This window comes from Chitinophaga sp. sic0106 (assembly GCF_019219075.1).
Lineage (GTDB): Bacteria > Bacteroidota > Bacteroidia > Chitinophagales > Chitinophagaceae > Chitinophaga.
In genome coordinates this window covers 202,013-217,834 of record NZ_JAHUWJ010000010.1, presented here as the reverse complement: position 1 = coordinate 217,834, position 15,822 = coordinate 202,013, and the positions used below count along the sequence as shown (strand labels likewise).

Below are 15,822 nucleotides of genomic sequence, written 5' to 3'. Positions count from 1 at the left end.
CTATGAAATATCTTTTATGTATCCTATGCCTCCTGTCATTTACAGTTACTACCTATAGTCAGAAGGTATACCAAATCAGGGCCGATAGCGTCCGTATCTACAATGTTTGCGACACTGCTGAGCTAATACTTGAAAACAGCACCCAGGGCGTAAATGGTTATTTGGTGAACAAGGGCGCAGGCAGAACAGAGTTCCGTAAAATTCAAATGGAAAAAATAGGCACCTCTCAGATTGCTATCGTTGGGCAGGATACACTCGACCTGAGCACATTACCGGGTATTAGTGGCGTAGATACAATCTATCGGATGCAGGACTATATCTATTACGTAAAAAAGGGAATTACATATAATGTATATGCGCCTATGGATGAGTATAAGAATATACCAATAGATTCTACAGCCTCATTTTTTAGCTTCCCTCCAGCAAAGATTACAGGTTTTAATGCCTACCAATCACCTGATATGCCAATGACATCTGATCAGGCTTTGAAAGGAAATGAGCCCTATAATAATTATTACACCGGCCATGTTTCAGCCTTTGGTGCAAATGGGTACCAATTTGCAGTTAACTGGGATGGCGAACAGTTAGGGCCACAAGGTGCATTTATTCGAATCAAGGATGATACACAGCCAGCATGGAGCCCATGGAGAGAATTATTGTTCAAGGACTATGCAGATGCGAAGTATGCCAACAATTCAGCTATCCTGGATACTATTCACCATTTATCGCTGCAGGATGTTGTTTCTGTGAGGGATACGGCGGATCGGATCGTACTCACCACCAACAATCCCTCACTAGTACCAACTACACAGGCACAACTTGAAATAAATAATACAAGTGCCGGTGGTTCTTCCGTCATATTCTTTGGTATGAAGGGGGCTATTTATCCCAATCTTTCTGCATATATAAAATGCACTTCTGAGGTTTATGGTTCAGGGCCGGCTGCTGCAAACTACACCACTTTAAATTTTAATGCCTTATTGGCTGGAGGTAACGAAGTCAATATGTTAAAGCTTAGACCGCTTTGGATAGGTGCAGGTACTCCTACAACGAGCGCACAAGCTACCTTTGCTGGGCCTGTCGAAGGAGCTGACGCAGGAGATAATAAACAATTTGTTACACTTGGTCAGCTAAATAAACTACTCAACAAAACCATCCTAAACCAAACCGACAGCATCCAAACCGGAAATTTTAAAATTAACCGTAACGCCTATATCGGAGGAACAGTAGAAGCAGCCGAAGTTAAAACATCCTCCATTAGTGTTGGAGGACTCAAGTGGATAACCGGCACAGGTGCACCAGAAGGTGTGGTATCAGCACCTGTCGGATCGCTGTACACCCGTACGGACGGCGGGCCTGGGACAACTTTATATGTTAAAGAATCAGGAACTGATGCAACTGGGTGGGTAGCTAAGTAAAGTTTAAAATACAGGTATGCCCTGGAAGGTTAAATACTTCTAGGGCATTTGTTTTTTTATAACATTTTTATAGAGAGACATAAATCTCTCGTCTTTTTAAGGTACAGTTCCGGCAGCCCCCCCCTTCAACGCGCTACCCTACTCATTAACATCCCCAACATCTCCCTAAAAAAATCTATAAAGATATTACCAAATTGTTAACTCCCCCTCCCCCACTCATCCTCCACCTCCCCGCAAACGTACTCTCTATGTATGCACATCAACAGAGCCATATTAGAAAAGTATTTCCAGGGCGACTGCTCCGAACAAGAGCGCCTGCTCGTGGAAGCCTACCTGGAGCAATCAGCCACCCCTGAGCTGGATGAACTGCTCACTGATACCTGGCATGATGCAAGCAAAACGGAAAAGAAAATACACCGCCTCTGGTGGACAGCCGCCGCCGCTGCCGTGGTGGCCGGGCTAATAGTACTGGCCGGACAAAATGTAAAGCATAAGGTGGAAATAGCCGCCACGCTGGATACTATCTATAACAACACCAATCATATGCAGGTGTACAATATGTCCGATGGGTCACAGGTATGGCTAAACGCTCATAGCCGCCTGGCGTACCGGGATGACTATAATATCCACGGCCGCGACCTGTGGCTCGAAGGCGAAGCCCTCTTCAAAGTTGTCAGCAACGCCAAACAGCCCTTTAATGTACATACCCGCTTCCTGACCACAAAAGTGCTGGGCACCACGTTTCATATATCCACCGTAAGCCGCGCCGATAGCAGTATACAGATCAGCCTGCTGGAAGGAAAAATCGCCGTTTCAGGTACCAACGGCTATACGAAAGTACTGTTGCCAGGAGAAATGCTCACCAGCAAAGGAGAGCAAGACCCCAATACCACCGGCTTTGACGAGAAAGAAATACTAGACTGGAAAGAGAATAGAATAGTATTTAACAGAACCACGTTAGCTGATGTGCTTACCCGGCTACAACAGCACGAAGGATGCAAAATAACCTTGACAGACAATAAACTGGCAGCCAAAAGAATATCAGGTGATTTCAGCGCGAATATCCCTATCGGTGAAATTCTCGCTACCCTGGCCTATGTGCATGAGCTGAAATGTACCCGAGCGAAAGATGGCACCTACCTGATATCGTCGAAAAAATAGCATAATCACCAATTATTAATAGCTAAGAAGTATGCAAAATTCTTTACACAGATTTTGTACAGGCGCCGCTATGCCTGTGAAAATGCTGTCGCTGTGTATGCTCACCTGCACAGTGGGAACTACGCAGGCACAGTCGTACAAAGCACTGCACGACAAAGTATCCCTTCAGTTCCAACATGCGAATGCCGGAGAAATTGTAAAATCTCTCCAGAAACAAACTCCCTATACCTTCGTATACGACCCTGAATATTTACAGCAATGCCAGATCAGCGCTGTGAAATTTGCAGGTACCCCGCTCAATACCGTGCTGGAATTCCTGGACTATAACAGCCCGGTAGATATTGAGATGACAGGCTCCAGCACCATCGCTATAAAAAGAGGCCGGGCAGAACGCCCCGCCAACCGCGCCCAGGGCCGCGTAACCGGAAAAGTGCTGGATAGCAAAAGTGAGCCTATTCCCGGTGTAACCGTTGCCGTTAATAACGGCGCCGGTACCGTTACCAACATCGATGGTACCTTCGACCTGCCACTTGAAGCCGGTACCTACGATATCACCTTCTCCTTTATATCTTACGATTCCCACAAAATAACCGGCGTGGAGATAACGCCTAAAAATGCCACCCCACTCAATGTAGTCCTGAAAACCAGCAACGCCACCCTTAAAGGCGTCACGGTAACGGGTACGTATAAACGCGCTTCCGTGGAAGGACTATACGCCATCAAAAAGAACAGCGCCGGCATGATCGACGGTATCAGCGCCGAGCAGATTGGCCGCACACCTGATAAAAACGTAGGGGAAGTGCTCAAAAGAGTAACCGGCTTATCCACCATCGATAACAAGTTTGTAGTAGTACGCGGCCTCAGCGAACGCTATAACCAGGCAGTACTTAACGGCCAGGTAATGCCCAGCACAGAGATGAACCGGAAGAACTTCAACTACGAAATCATCCCGTCAAACGTAATCGAAAATGTGACCGTGGTCAAAACCCTCACACCCGACCGCAGCGCTGAATTTGGCGGAGGCCTCGTGGAAGTAAATACGCTCGACATCCCAACGGAAAACTTCTTCAACATCAACGTAGGCGCCAGCTATAATGATAAAACCACCGGTAAAAACTTTGTAACCCTGCCGCTCGAAGGACAGGAATATATGGCCCGCATTTCCGATCATCGCCAATGGATGGGTAAAACGGACTGGAATACTAAAAAAGAACTGGCAGATGCTGCCGGTACCTGGGATAAAAGCAAACCCTATTTTCAGAATAACTGGAAACTGACAAGCATGAATGCACCGGTATCTCCCAATTTCCAGATAGCCGGTGGAAAAGTATTCAACAGTCATTTTGGGATGGTAGCCGCCGTAGGTTATAGAAATACATTGTCCACCCAGGAAATCGTGTATGCGAGAGATGGTTTTTCCAACTATGAAGCGGGCGGTGCGGATGATAATGGCTATGCCCAGGGATATCGCTACGGTTTCACTACTAATATCAACGGTGTATTTGGCGTAGGTTACCGCAATGCCAAAAACAAAGTGAGCTACCAAACCCTGTTTATGCAATCACTGGATCAGCAACTGATTCTGGTACGTGGTAATCACGAGGACTCCGGTCCTAACACCACTGGCGTGCGGGATCTGGCAGTACAAAATAAATTATTTCAACATCAGCTGAAAGGCGAGCATGCCATTGGTACCCATGGTATCAAAGTAAAATGGAACGCCAGTTACATGACGCTGGATAAAATCCGCCCGGATAACCGCGTGCTCACAGGTGCATCTGTATATGATTCTGCCACACCAATCAACCAGGTAAGTATCCTGGGCGCCTCCGGTATCAACTCCGATGGTACGCTACGCTGGTGGAGCCGCGTAAAAGAAAAGAATTTTTCCTGGGACCTTGCTGTTTCTGCACCGTTTAAACTGGGACCGCTGCAAAACCTTGCCAAGGTAGGCTATGCCGGCTGGAACAAGGACCGCAGCTTCTTCGTAGTTAACTCAGGTAGTAAGAGATCAGCAGCGGTACAGGTGCCACAGCCACTGTCGCACTTCTTCGACGATTCAACGGTGGTTGTAAATATGGCTACCGATGGGGATGAATTTGCAGCCAACGTTTCCCTGAATGCCTTATATGCTATGCTCGACAACCAATTTGGTAAGTTCCGGCTGGTATGGGGAGTACGTGCTGAAAACCTGCCCCTCAACGATGTAAACCAGCTGTTGAAAGTAAACATGGCTAAACTCACGGAAAATGAGCCGGATGCTGATATCAGTGAACTCCTCAACAGGGAATCGGACTGGCACATATTTCCATCGGCCAACCTGATCTACAGCATCACGCCTGCCATGAACTTCCGCCTGGCATACGCGGAAAGCATTATCCGTCCCGATATCCGTGAGCTCTCCTACTTCCGGGAGTACGACTGGGAACTGGGTGGGGAATATTTATCCTTAAATGCCATCCGCTCCAGCAGGATAAAGAACTTTGACTTCCGCTATGAATGGTATCCTTCCCCTGGTGATATTATTTCCGGATCATTGTTTATGAAGAAAATCGCCTATCCGATGGAAATTGTAAAGATGGGCACCAATAGAATCTATAACCTGAAGAACAACAAATCAGCGGATAACTATGGCCTGGAAGTAGAGGTGCGTAAGTCTTTTGCCTTTACACAGGTGCCCGTTGTTAAAAACTTTTCCCTCTACGGCAACTTCACCTACCTCGATTCATGGGTGCGCAACATGGAAGAATCCATTGAACGCTATGCGGAGAACCCGAAAAAATATCATGTAGTGGAAAAAGAGGCACAGTGGCTGGATCACCGCCCGCAATCCGGCGCCAGCACCTATATGCTCAACGCAGGTTTGTACTATGATGTGCCACTGTTTTCCGTGAGCATGAACTATAATTACATCTCTAATAAACTGTTCAGAGCATCCGATGATTCAAGAGCACTTTACGAACAACCACTAAACGGCTTAGATGGGCAAATAGCCATCCGTTTACTAAAGAATAAAGCGGAAATCAGGCTGGGCGTAGCAAATATTCTGAACGCCTACAGTATCATCTACCAGAATATATATGAAAACAGTGCTACCGATCCGGGTTTCAAACCCACGAACTCAGATCAGCAGTACCAGGATGGGAAGGATTTTATTGACTTGAAAGTGAGGCCGGGAAGAACTTACAACGCCTCCATCCTCTTCCGGTTTTAAAATTGACTCAAAATAATTTACGCGTAAAACAGAAACCCTGATCAGGTACTTATTACAAATTACCCGAAACGAAAACTCTCAAAAAAAAATCCATGAACAAGAAACCCTTATTAGTAGCTGCTTTGTCAGTAATGACTGTTGCTGGTGCAATCCTGGCTACATCCTGTAAAAAAGAAAACCAGGCTAACCGCCCTGTGCTGGCTGGTACACCAGGTACCTGCCCTGATAGTACTATCAGCGGTGTTATCACTTCTGACATCTATCTGCAGTCTTGCCGTATCTACACCCTGAGCGGTCTGGTATACGTTACCAACGGTGCAAAAATTACTATCGAAAAAGGAACAAGAATCCTCGGTTCTGTTGGTAACCACCAGGTAGGTGGTACTACAGGTGGTGGTTTGGTTATCACCCGCGGTTCTAAAATTATTGCTGAAGGTACTGCTGCAGAGCCTATCGTATTTACTTCCGCTTCATCTACTCCACAGTCTGGTGATTGGGCAGGTGTGGTGATCCTGGGTAAGGCTAAAACAAACTGGCAGACTTCCAAAATCGTTGAAGGTATCAGCGATCCAAGTGCAACTTATGCAACTGCTGGTGATACCATCAATACCGATAACTCTGGTATCCTGAAATATGTTCGTATTGAATATCCTGGTTATCAGCTGTCTGCTAACAACGAGATCAACGGTCTGACCCTCGCCGGCGTTGGTAACGGTACTGTACTGGATTACATCGAAGTATACAAATCAAACGATGACTCTTTTGAGTTCTTCGGTGGTTGTGTAAACGCTTCTCACCTGCTCTCTGTTGATGCATTGGATGATATGTTCGATACTGACAATGGTTACACTGGTGCTATCACTTATGCTTTAGGTGTTGCCGATGGTTCACGTGCTGACTTCAGCCAGGCAAATGGTTTTGAAAGTGATAACGATGCGGATGGTTCTACCAACGCGCCTATCACCCGTCCTAAATACAACTATGTTACTATCGTGGGTGTTCCTGATGCATCACAAGCTGCTGATCAAACACAGGCTCCAACCGGTACTGGTATCTACGGCCGTGCTGCACACCTGAGAAGAAACACTGAGTTTGAAATCTCTAACTCTATCTTCCTGGGTTACAGATGGGGTGTTTCTATGGATTCACAGAAAAGCAGCGCTACTGCCAATACTGTTTACAAGTATGCTAATGGTGTGGATGTATTCTGCAACAACATTGTGGAAGGTTACCTGCTGCCAACCAGCAGCGAAGTTAACTTCACCACCTTCACCGCTTATACTATGAATATCGGTTGCAGCAACACTGTTTATACCGCTTCATATGGTAACGAGTTCGCTGGTCTGGATTTTCCATTTGATCATAGCGCTGCTGCTGATTATAACTACGCTGGTGGTTCTCAGGGCGCATTTGGTACTGGCTCCGGTGGTACTAGCTGGGCTTCTACCTGGACTGTATTTTAATCGTGAGTGGTTATAAGTTCTTTAAGGAGCCGGTAAAAGGCCGGCTCCTGTTTTAATAACAGCTACTATCCGACTTTATATAAAATTTCAATACTAATACCTGGAGCCGGTTAATGGCCGGTTCCATTTTTCAAAAAAATCGATTTATGTGTTTCAAACCATTAGCGCTTCTTGCGGTATTATTTTTACTGGTTACCGGATGCAGGAAAGGAACAGAGCCTGCAGATTTATACTTTGGAAAAGTCAATTTTGGGGCGGTACAATTGGCCGGAACACCAAAAATGGATGTGAAATTTGAAGGGAAACTCCTGGACTCATTGACCGACAAAATCTCCAAGACTGCCATTCTTAAGGCCGGTATTCCGGGTAAACTCGCTTTTTATAAAGCAGGTACCGACTCGCTGATCATTGACACACTGGTAAACGTTCTTCCAAATTCAACCATCAATCTGAATGTACTCGCAGTTCCTTCACTGGGCAACTCCACATTCATAGACATGAAGCCAGCCGTGAAAGATACGTTGGCGTTCATGATTTACCTCAATCTCAGCGCGGCTTACAAGTATGATGCGGTGGACCTGCAGCTGCAATACCTGAAAAGGCCGAGCAATGTGATCACAGATATAGCCACCATCAAAAATGTAAAGAACAAGGCTTTCCTCTCCGAAATCCTTATTCTGCCACAGAAATTGAATACAGGATCAGTGTCTACCCAATACTGGCTTACCCTTATAGATCCTGCTACCGGCAATCCTATCACAATTCCTAATGCAAATAACAGATTTGTATTAAGCAATATTTCCACCTTCGGAAATTTTATTGCGAACCTGTACGATAATACAGACGGGACGATGGTCACACAAACAACGAAACTACAATAAGCCAACAGAAGAGATTAACAATTGTTGAATTACTGTGTGCAATTCGCATTCCTTGGAATCAGCCGCCTCCCTCTGGAGGCGGCTCTTTTTATTTTATACGGGGAATAATTACTTCAGTTGCCACAGGTGTAGGCTCATAGATAACCGGTACTTTCGGTTGGTAACTCTCTTCCCGGGCATTACCACTGATCAGCGCCAGTGCTTTCGCAATCAACGCATCATTGCCATTGCCGATTAACGGTAACGGTTGAACGCTCATTTCATCTACTACATACTGTGGTACAATACCGGTAGTATAACCACCTTGTCCATTCGCATTGGCCAACCGGTAAGTGATAGGCTGCATCACCCAGGGGATACGTTTAGGCGTGCGCTGATCACGGATAATAATAGCACCTTTGTCCTTACCATAAGTAGTAGCGCCAATCTGTATTACATTCGTATAGGGCTTGAGGTTATTAACTACCAACTCCGCTGCTGAAATAGTTTGATGTCCGGTAAGTACATATACCCGCTTCAGTCGCAGTCTGGCAGCCAGTATGCTGCTGAAACTGATTGGATTCCCACTTTCCGGTACCGCCAGCGTTTCACCAAACGACATTTTATAACTCCCCAGGTTGTTGTTGCCATTCAACTGTATAAAAGCGCTGCCTTCAGATATGCCATCTGCAATCAGGCTGGTCATTAACGCAGCGGCAGCAATGCTTCCGCCAGTATTATAGCGCAAATCCAATATCAGTTCTGATATACCATTTCCAACAAAATTTTTGAAGATGTTAACCAGGTCCCCGTTGTATTTGTCCGCAAAGGCATTGTAATATAGGTATCCCACTTTTTTACCAGCAACTGTAAAGTTTTGCACATTTACAGGTGACTCCGCCGGATAAGCGAAAGGGAGCTCCACCGGTTGGCCATCGGTAAATACACCATCAGACAGCGTTGCCGGAGTAAAGCTGCCTCTTTTATCTCCCAAAACCTGCGCAAATAACTCCCCTGCATTATCAGGTTTCAGGGAGATGTTATTGATGCGTGAGATATAACTGCCACGGCTAAACTTAGATTTCGCAAGGGTAGCCCCACTGGCCACCAGTTTAACCACCCCGATAGGCACCGTGGTACCCGGTAACTGTACCACGCTGATATCCAGTCCGTAGTTGCGGTACAGGGAAGTGGCAACAGTGGTAGCATCATCCGGATTATATAAGTAGGAGAAAGGATCTGCGGTGTTCAGTAAGCTGCTGAAATATTTTTGTGCAGCCAGGGAGGTGTCTGCCTTCGCTGGCAAGCCCTGATTCCATAAATAGAAATAGCGCATGCTGTCCAGCACCCAGGAGTTGATCTCCGCGGGTGTTACAGGCCCTGTAGGCGCAGGAGGGGCTACGGGGGCATCCTTCCGGCAGGCCGTTGCAGTCAGCAACAAGCCGGCGGTAAATAGTACAATTTGGGTGCGCATGTTTATTTGGTATTATCTATATCGAAGTGGGATTGTAACTGCTGTCGCAGCGTTTGCAGGGCACTGCCTAAATGGCTTTTTACTGTGGCCACTGAAATAGAAAGTTTGTCGGCTATCTGTTTATTATTGTACCCATGATAGCGACTCAGCTCATACACATTGCGTCGCTGCTCCGGCATGGCTCCTACCACCTTGTACACCTGCAGGTCAAATTCTTTGCGCATCATGTACCGGTCGCCGCCATCTTCCGACTGCGGCTGCGACTTCTCCTCCGTAGCGGCTTTGCTGATCATCTCCTTTTCACGGTAGTATTTCCGGGCTTCATCTATCACCAGGTTCTTTACATATACAAACAGGAGCGGGAATATGTCCTGTCCGTCCTTTACCTTATCCATGTTTTCCCACAGGCGGATAAAGCATTGCTGCGTGAGTTCCTTCGCCCGCGAATCATCGCCGGTAAGCTTAAAGGCGAACCGGTATATTTTATCTTTGTTGGCGGCAAAGAGTTGTTCAAATTTTATCTTCAGAGGGCTATCAGACATAATGCGCAGGTTGATGCGTTTGGATGATATAAACTTACTATTTCAATGTTATAACAATGTTAAGGAATGCCCTGCCAGCATAGCTTTACAGATAAATGACCCGCCGTATAAGGGTGGCAGTGTACGTTAATTAATTTTTATGATTTTCATATGGCGCCTTCGCGCTTAGCAGCACACCCCGAAATATGTATCTTCGTCGTTCAACAACAATGAATTAGCAATCACATGAAAACTTTAGTACCATTCTTACTAGGTGCTGCACTGATTACCACCAGTGCCCAGGCACAATATAAACCTGATGTGCAGGCACACCGCGGTGGTATGGGCCTGATGCCGGAAAACACCATTCCCGCCATGATCAATGCTGTAAAGCTCGGGGCCCGCACGCTCGAACTGGATTGCATCATCACAGCGGACAACCAGGTAGTAGTATCCCACGATGCCTACATGTCCGCTACGTTCATGCGTAAACCCGATGGCTCCGACATCTCCAAAGAAGAACAAAAAAACCTGACCCTCTTTTCCATGCCTTACGACAGCATCCGCAAATACGACGCTGGTACTAAGCCGCATGAAAGATTTCCGCAGCAACAGAAATTCAAAACCTATCGTCCGCTACTGTCAGAGCTGATCGACAGTGTAGAGGCATACGTAAAAAAGAATCACCTCAAACCGGTGTATTATAATATGGAAACCAAGTCGGACCCTAAAGCCGATGGCCGCCTTAATCCAACGCCAGACGTATTTGTGGCGCGTGTTATGGAGGTAATTAATAAAAAGAAAATTGCTCCCCGCGTTACTATTCAATCATTCGATAAACGCACCCTGCAGGAGCTGCATAAAAAATATCCGAAACAAACTACCGCATGGCTCATTGCTAACAAGGAAACCTTTGCGGATAATATTAAAGACCTGGGTTTTACACCGGATATCTACAGCCCTGCCTTCCAGCTGGTTACACCGGAGCTGATTGCAGAGGCACATGCCATGAAAGTAAAAGTATTACCATGGACAGTTGATGAAACGGCTGATTTGCAGAAGATGCTGGATATGAAAGTTGATGGGATTATTACGAATTACCCGGATAGGTTGATTGAGCTGACCGGTAGCTTTCAAAAATAAGCAAAAAGAGCCAGGACCTAAGTTCCTGGCTCTTTTTGTAATGTTCCACTTGCTCGCGGCAAGCGGAACATTACAGGGGAATGAATCAATTACTGAATAATCGATCCATTCAATCTCCTCAGTTCAGTTTCCGCAAGTTTTGTGTTATACCTCGCCTGAATCAGCCTGTAGTAAGAATCTTCCAGACTTTGTTGTGCTTGTTTAACCTCTATTGTAGTGGACACGCCTTGTTTAAATCTTTCCAAAGCTACCATCATATTTTCCTTCGCCAGATCCAGGTTTTCTTCTTCCAGTGCCAGCGCCTGTTTGTAATAGTCGTAGTCTTTATAGGCATTGATCAGTGATACTTCCACCTGCGATTTCACATTTTCCATGGTGATCCGCTGGAAGTCGTAGTTCAGCTGTGCATTCTTTACCTGACGTTTTACATTGAAGCCGTTGAAAATCGGAATAGCTGCGGTGAACCCATAGTTCAGCGCATTGTTCCTGTTGAATTTCGGGCTAAAGTTGTTGGTAGCCGCATTGGCCACATTCCTGTTGAAAGAATAGATGGAATTGAAAGAAATGGTTGGGTAGTAGTCAGCCCTGCTTTCTTTAATCGCCAGTGCAGAAATGGCAATATTCTGCTGCTGTACCTTTAAGCTGGTATTGTTTTTATTTACATTCTCCTGTAGTTCTCCCAGGGAGATGTTAGCCTTCACCGGGATCGAGTCTGTGACATCGTAAAAGGTAGCATTGGTAGGTACCGCCATCAGCTGGTTCAGTAACGCCTTACTTTGTTCAATCACCGTTTGCTGACGGAGATAGAGCGCTTTCTGTGCGTTCAGATCCACCTTGGATTGCAGCAGATCGGTTTTAGGTCCAAGTCCGGTCTGGAATTTAGCATCCGATAAGGTTACTCTTTCCTGGGAGATGGACATCTGCTCTGATAAAGCCTTCAGCTGCTGCTTTTGCTGCACGATGTTATAATAACCACCAATCACTGTGGCGATGGTATTTTGAATCTGGTCCTTGATGGCCAGTTCACCCAGGTCTTTGATGGCAGATATTTTGTCGCGGGTGGCAAACATTTTCAACCCGTCAAATAAAGTCCAATTCAGGGTGGCGCTGGCGTTCAATACCCGGCTTTTGATGCCGCTGGTATCGCGTTTGGTGCCATTGGCAAATTCCTGTTTGAGTGCGGTGCTGCTCCAGTTGGTGCCGGCAGTGGCATTCAGGCGGGGAGCAAAAGCAAAGTTCGCATAGGCGTAATCGTTAGCCGCTACCTCCGCATTGTTTTTTGCCAGCCTGATGTCGTAGTTGTTTTTCAACGCCACGTCTATTGCCTGCTCCAGGGTGAGCACTTCCCGCTGTGCCATAGCCACTGTGGTAGTGGCTATGATACAGCATACAGACAAACAAATTTTAGCTATATATCTTTTCATATTAATTCCAGACAAATAAATTATGCATGCGTTGCCATCATGGCTTCTGATTCCTGCTCCGTTTCCTCTTCACTGTTACCTGGCTTACGACGGCTCAGGAAGGTGTACATGGCAGGGATCACATACAGGGTCAGCACCAGTGAAAACACGATACCACCCACGATTACAATACCTAGCGGAATACGGCTGGTAGCTGCCGCGCCGAGGGACATAGCGATCGGCAATGCACCCAACGCCATGGCCAGACTCGTCATCAATATCGGACGCAAACGCAGCGAGGATGCCAATACCACCGCATCGGATTTGCCAAGGCCTTCGTCGCGCTTCTGGTTCGCGAACTCCACAATCAGGATACCGTTCTTCGTTACCAGACCAATCAGCATGATCACCCCAATCTGGGAGAAGATGTTCCAGGTTTGACCAAAGATCCAGAGCGATAACAACGCACCCGCAAAGGCCAGCGGCACCGTGATCATGATGATCAGCGGATCTACCCAGCTCTCGAACTGTGCGGCCAGAACCAGGTAAATCAGTACCAGCGCCAGTGTAAGCGCAAACATAGTGTTGGAGCCACTTTCCGCATAGTCGCGGGAAGCGCCTGACAAGGCTGTACTATAGTTATCATTCAGCACCTTCTCCTCTCTCAGCTTCTCGTAGATGCGGTTCATTTCCTTGATACCGTCGCCGATGGTTCTGCCAGGGGCAAGGCCCGCAGAGATGGTAGCCGATTTAAAGCGGTTGAAGTGATAGATGATCGGAGGACTGGTTTCTTCCTCAATGCTCACTACGTTATCCAGCTGAATAGCTTCCCCACGGCTGTTACGCACATACAGGTTCTGCAGGTCCATCGGGTCATCGCGGTTGCTGCGGAATACCTGGCCCATCACCTGGTACTGTTTACCATTGCGGATAAAGTAGCCGTAGCGGAGGTTACTGAGTGCCAGCTGCAAGGTTTGGGAAATATCCTGTACAGACACACCCAGTTGAGTGGCCTTGTTGCGGTCAATATGAATACGGAGTTCCGGTTTGTTGAATTTCAGGTCCACGTCTGTTCCCTGGAAAACAGGGCTGTTGCCCACTTCTTCCATAAACGCCGGCAGTACGGCGGAGAGGGAGTCGAAGTTGATATGTTCCAGTACAAATGCAATCGGTAAACCACCACGGCGGCCTACCTGGATGGTTTGTTGCTCGATGGCAAATACCTTACCTACCGGGAACTGACTCATATTGCGGTTCACCATGTTCACGATCTCTTTCTGCGAGCGATGGCGTTCATTGGGTTCTGTCAGCATTACGTTTACGAAGGCACTGTTTACCGCACCTGCGCCACTGAAGCCGGGAGAGGTTACGCTCAGCACAATTTTACGCTCCGGTACGGAATCGGCCATGAACTGTGTGAGTTTATCCACATAGTTATCCATGTAGTCGAATGAGGTGCCTTCCGGTGCAGATACCTGCAGGCGGAAAGAACTACGGTCCTCCAGCGGCGCCAGCTCCGATTGCAGCGTTTTAAACAGGCCATAGATCATTCCCAGGCACACCAGTACAATGATTACAGCCGTCCAACGGAAACGCATAAACGCATCCAGGGAGTTTTTGTAACCATCTTCCATCCAGCGGAAGAAAGGTTCTGTTTTGGTATAGAACCAGGAATGGGTGTGGGTATCACGGCCCAGTTTTACGTTTAATACAGGAGTCAGGGTGAGAGATACAAATGCAGAAATCAATACTGCACCGGCCACCACTATACCGAATTCACGGAACAGCTGCCCTACAAATCCCTGTAGGAATATGATTGGGAGAAATACGAATGCCAGCGTAATGGAGGTGGCGATTACCGCAAAAAAGATCTCTTCCGAGCCTTCGCGGGCGGCGCGCATACGCGGCATCCCTGCCTCTATCTTCTTATATATATTCTCCGTTACCACGATACCGTCATCCACCACGAGCCCGGTAGCCAGTACAATGGCCAGGAGGGTGAGGATGTTGATGGTAAAGCCGCAGGCGTACATAATAAAGAAGGCGCCTATCAGCGATACCGGTATATCTATCAATGGGCGGAAGGCCATGAGCCAGTCGCGGAAGAACAGGTATACAATTATAATTACGAGTACCAGTGCCACGATCAAAGTTTCCTCCACCTCTTCAATTGATTTTTTGATGAAGCGGGTGTTGTCCATGGCGATATTGAGGGAAATATCTTCCGGCACCTCCTGTTTGAGCTGTTCATATCGTTTGAAGAACTCGTCGGCAATGGCTACGTAGTTGGAGCCTGGCTGTGGAATGAGTGCCAGGGCAATCATGGGTACGCCGGATTCTTTGAGCACGGTTTCTTCATTTTCCGGGCCCAGTACGGCCTGACCTATGTCACGGATGCGGATTTCGCTGCCGTTTACATTTCTGATGATCAGGTTATTGAAATCCTCTTCACTGACGAGTCGCCCGAAGGTGCGCACGGTGAAGTCGGTGGCATTACCGGCAATTTTACCGGACGGTAGCTCCACGTTTTCCCGTTGCAGGGCGGCCTGTACATCCGAGGGGGTGAGGCTATAGGAAGATAGCTTGGCCGGGTTCATCCAGATGCGCATTGCATAGCGTTTTTCGCCCCATATCTGGATCTGGCTTACGCCTGGGATGGTTTGTAATTTTTCCAGGAGTACGTTGGTACCGTATTCTGTTACTTCCAGCTGGTTGCGGGTGTTGCTCTGCACCGTCATGGAGATGATGGCATCGGAGTTCGCATCCTGTTTGGATACTACGGGCGGTGCGTCCAGATCGGGCGGCAGGCTGCGCTGTGCCTGGGATACTTTATCGCGCACATCATTGGTGGCGGCTTCAAGGTCCTGGCCCAGTTCAAACTCCACGGTAATATTACTGCTACCCTGGCTGCTGCTGGAAGATATATTTTTGATCCCTGCGATACCATTGATTTGTTTTTCCAATGGCTCGGTGATCTGTGTTTCGATGATATCCGAGTTGGCACCTGCATAGGAGGTGCGCACGTTCACGATTGGCGGGTCGATGGCAGGAAAGTCCCGTACGCCCAGAAAGGTAAAGCCCACAAGACCGAATATCACGATAATGATATTCATCACAATTGCCAGGACGGGCCGTTTAAGCGATAAGGACGGCAGACTCATATAT

10 protein-coding genes are annotated in these 15,822 nt (G+C 47.2%); 6 read left to right on the top strand and 4 right to left on the bottom strand.

Going from position 1 to position 15,822, the window contains the following annotated elements; all coding sequences use genetic code 11:
- Positions 1-2 precede the first annotated feature (2 nt).
- The 5 genes from KW844_RS16765 (at position 3) to KW844_RS16745 (ending at position 8,137) form a co-directional block, all read left to right on the top strand.
- Positions 3-1,418, top strand: coding sequence for a hypothetical protein (locus KW844_RS16765; RefSeq protein WP_218377934.1), 1,416 nt, complete (start codon positions 3-5; stop codon positions 1,416-1,418).
- Between the two features lie 252 nt (positions 1,419-1,670).
- Positions 1,671-2,579, top strand: coding sequence for a FecR family protein (locus tag KW844_RS16760; protein ID WP_218377933.1), 909 nt, complete (start codon positions 1,671-1,673; stop codon positions 2,577-2,579).
- A gap of 31 nt (positions 2,580-2,610) precedes the next feature.
- Positions 2,611-5,793 carry a TonB-dependent receptor domain-containing protein gene (locus tag KW844_RS16755; RefSeq protein ID WP_218377932.1) on the top strand — a complete coding sequence of 1,061 codons (3,183 nt, stop codon included), beginning with the start codon at positions 2,611-2,613 and terminating at the stop codon, positions 5,791-5,793.
- A gap of 92 nt (positions 5,794-5,885) precedes the next feature.
- Positions 5,886-7,256, top strand: coding sequence for a hypothetical protein (locus KW844_RS16750; protein ID WP_218377931.1), 1,371 nt, complete (start codon positions 5,886-5,888; stop codon positions 7,254-7,256).
- 281 nt (positions 7,257-7,537) lie between these two features.
- Positions 7,538-8,137: a hypothetical protein gene (locus tag KW844_RS16745; protein ID WP_218377930.1), complete on the top strand. Its 600-nt coding sequence runs from the start codon at positions 7,538-7,540 to the stop codon at positions 8,135-8,137.
- An 88-nt stretch (positions 8,138-8,225) separates the two neighbouring features.
- On the opposite strand, the gene KW844_RS16740 is transcribed toward KW844_RS16745, so the two are convergent.
- Positions 8,226-9,590, bottom strand: coding sequence for a S41 family peptidase (locus KW844_RS16740; RefSeq protein ID WP_218377929.1), 1,365 nt, complete (start codon positions 9,588-9,590; stop codon positions 8,226-8,228).
- Positions 9,591-9,592: 2 nt separating this feature from the next.
- Entirely contained in the window at positions 9,593-10,132 is a 540-nt protein-coding gene (locus KW844_RS16735; protein ID WP_218377928.1) for an RNA polymerase sigma factor, read from the bottom strand.
- Between the two features lie 225 nt (positions 10,133-10,357).
- On the opposite strand from KW844_RS16735, the gene KW844_RS16730 reads away from it, so the two are divergent.
- Positions 10,358-11,254: a glycerophosphodiester phosphodiesterase family protein gene (locus tag KW844_RS16730; RefSeq protein WP_218377927.1), complete on the top strand. Its 897-nt coding sequence runs from the start codon at positions 10,358-10,360 to the stop codon at positions 11,252-11,254.
- 89 nt (positions 11,255-11,343) lie between these two features.
- Here the strand turns inward: KW844_RS16730 and KW844_RS16725 are convergent, their stop codons facing one another.
- Together KW844_RS16725 and KW844_RS16720 are read right to left on the bottom strand one after the other, a co-directional pair.
- The gene (locus KW844_RS16725; protein WP_218377926.1) at positions 11,344-12,678 is read right to left on the bottom strand and encodes a TolC family protein; all 1,335 of its coding nucleotides are present in this window, start codon (positions 12,676-12,678) and stop codon (positions 11,344-11,346) included.
- A 20-nt stretch (positions 12,679-12,698) separates the two neighbouring features.
- A complete protein-coding gene (locus KW844_RS16720; protein WP_218377925.1) occupies positions 12,699-15,818 on the bottom strand; it encodes an efflux RND transporter permease subunit in 3,120 nt (1,039 codons plus the stop codon).
- Positions 15,819-15,822 lie beyond the last annotated feature (4 nt).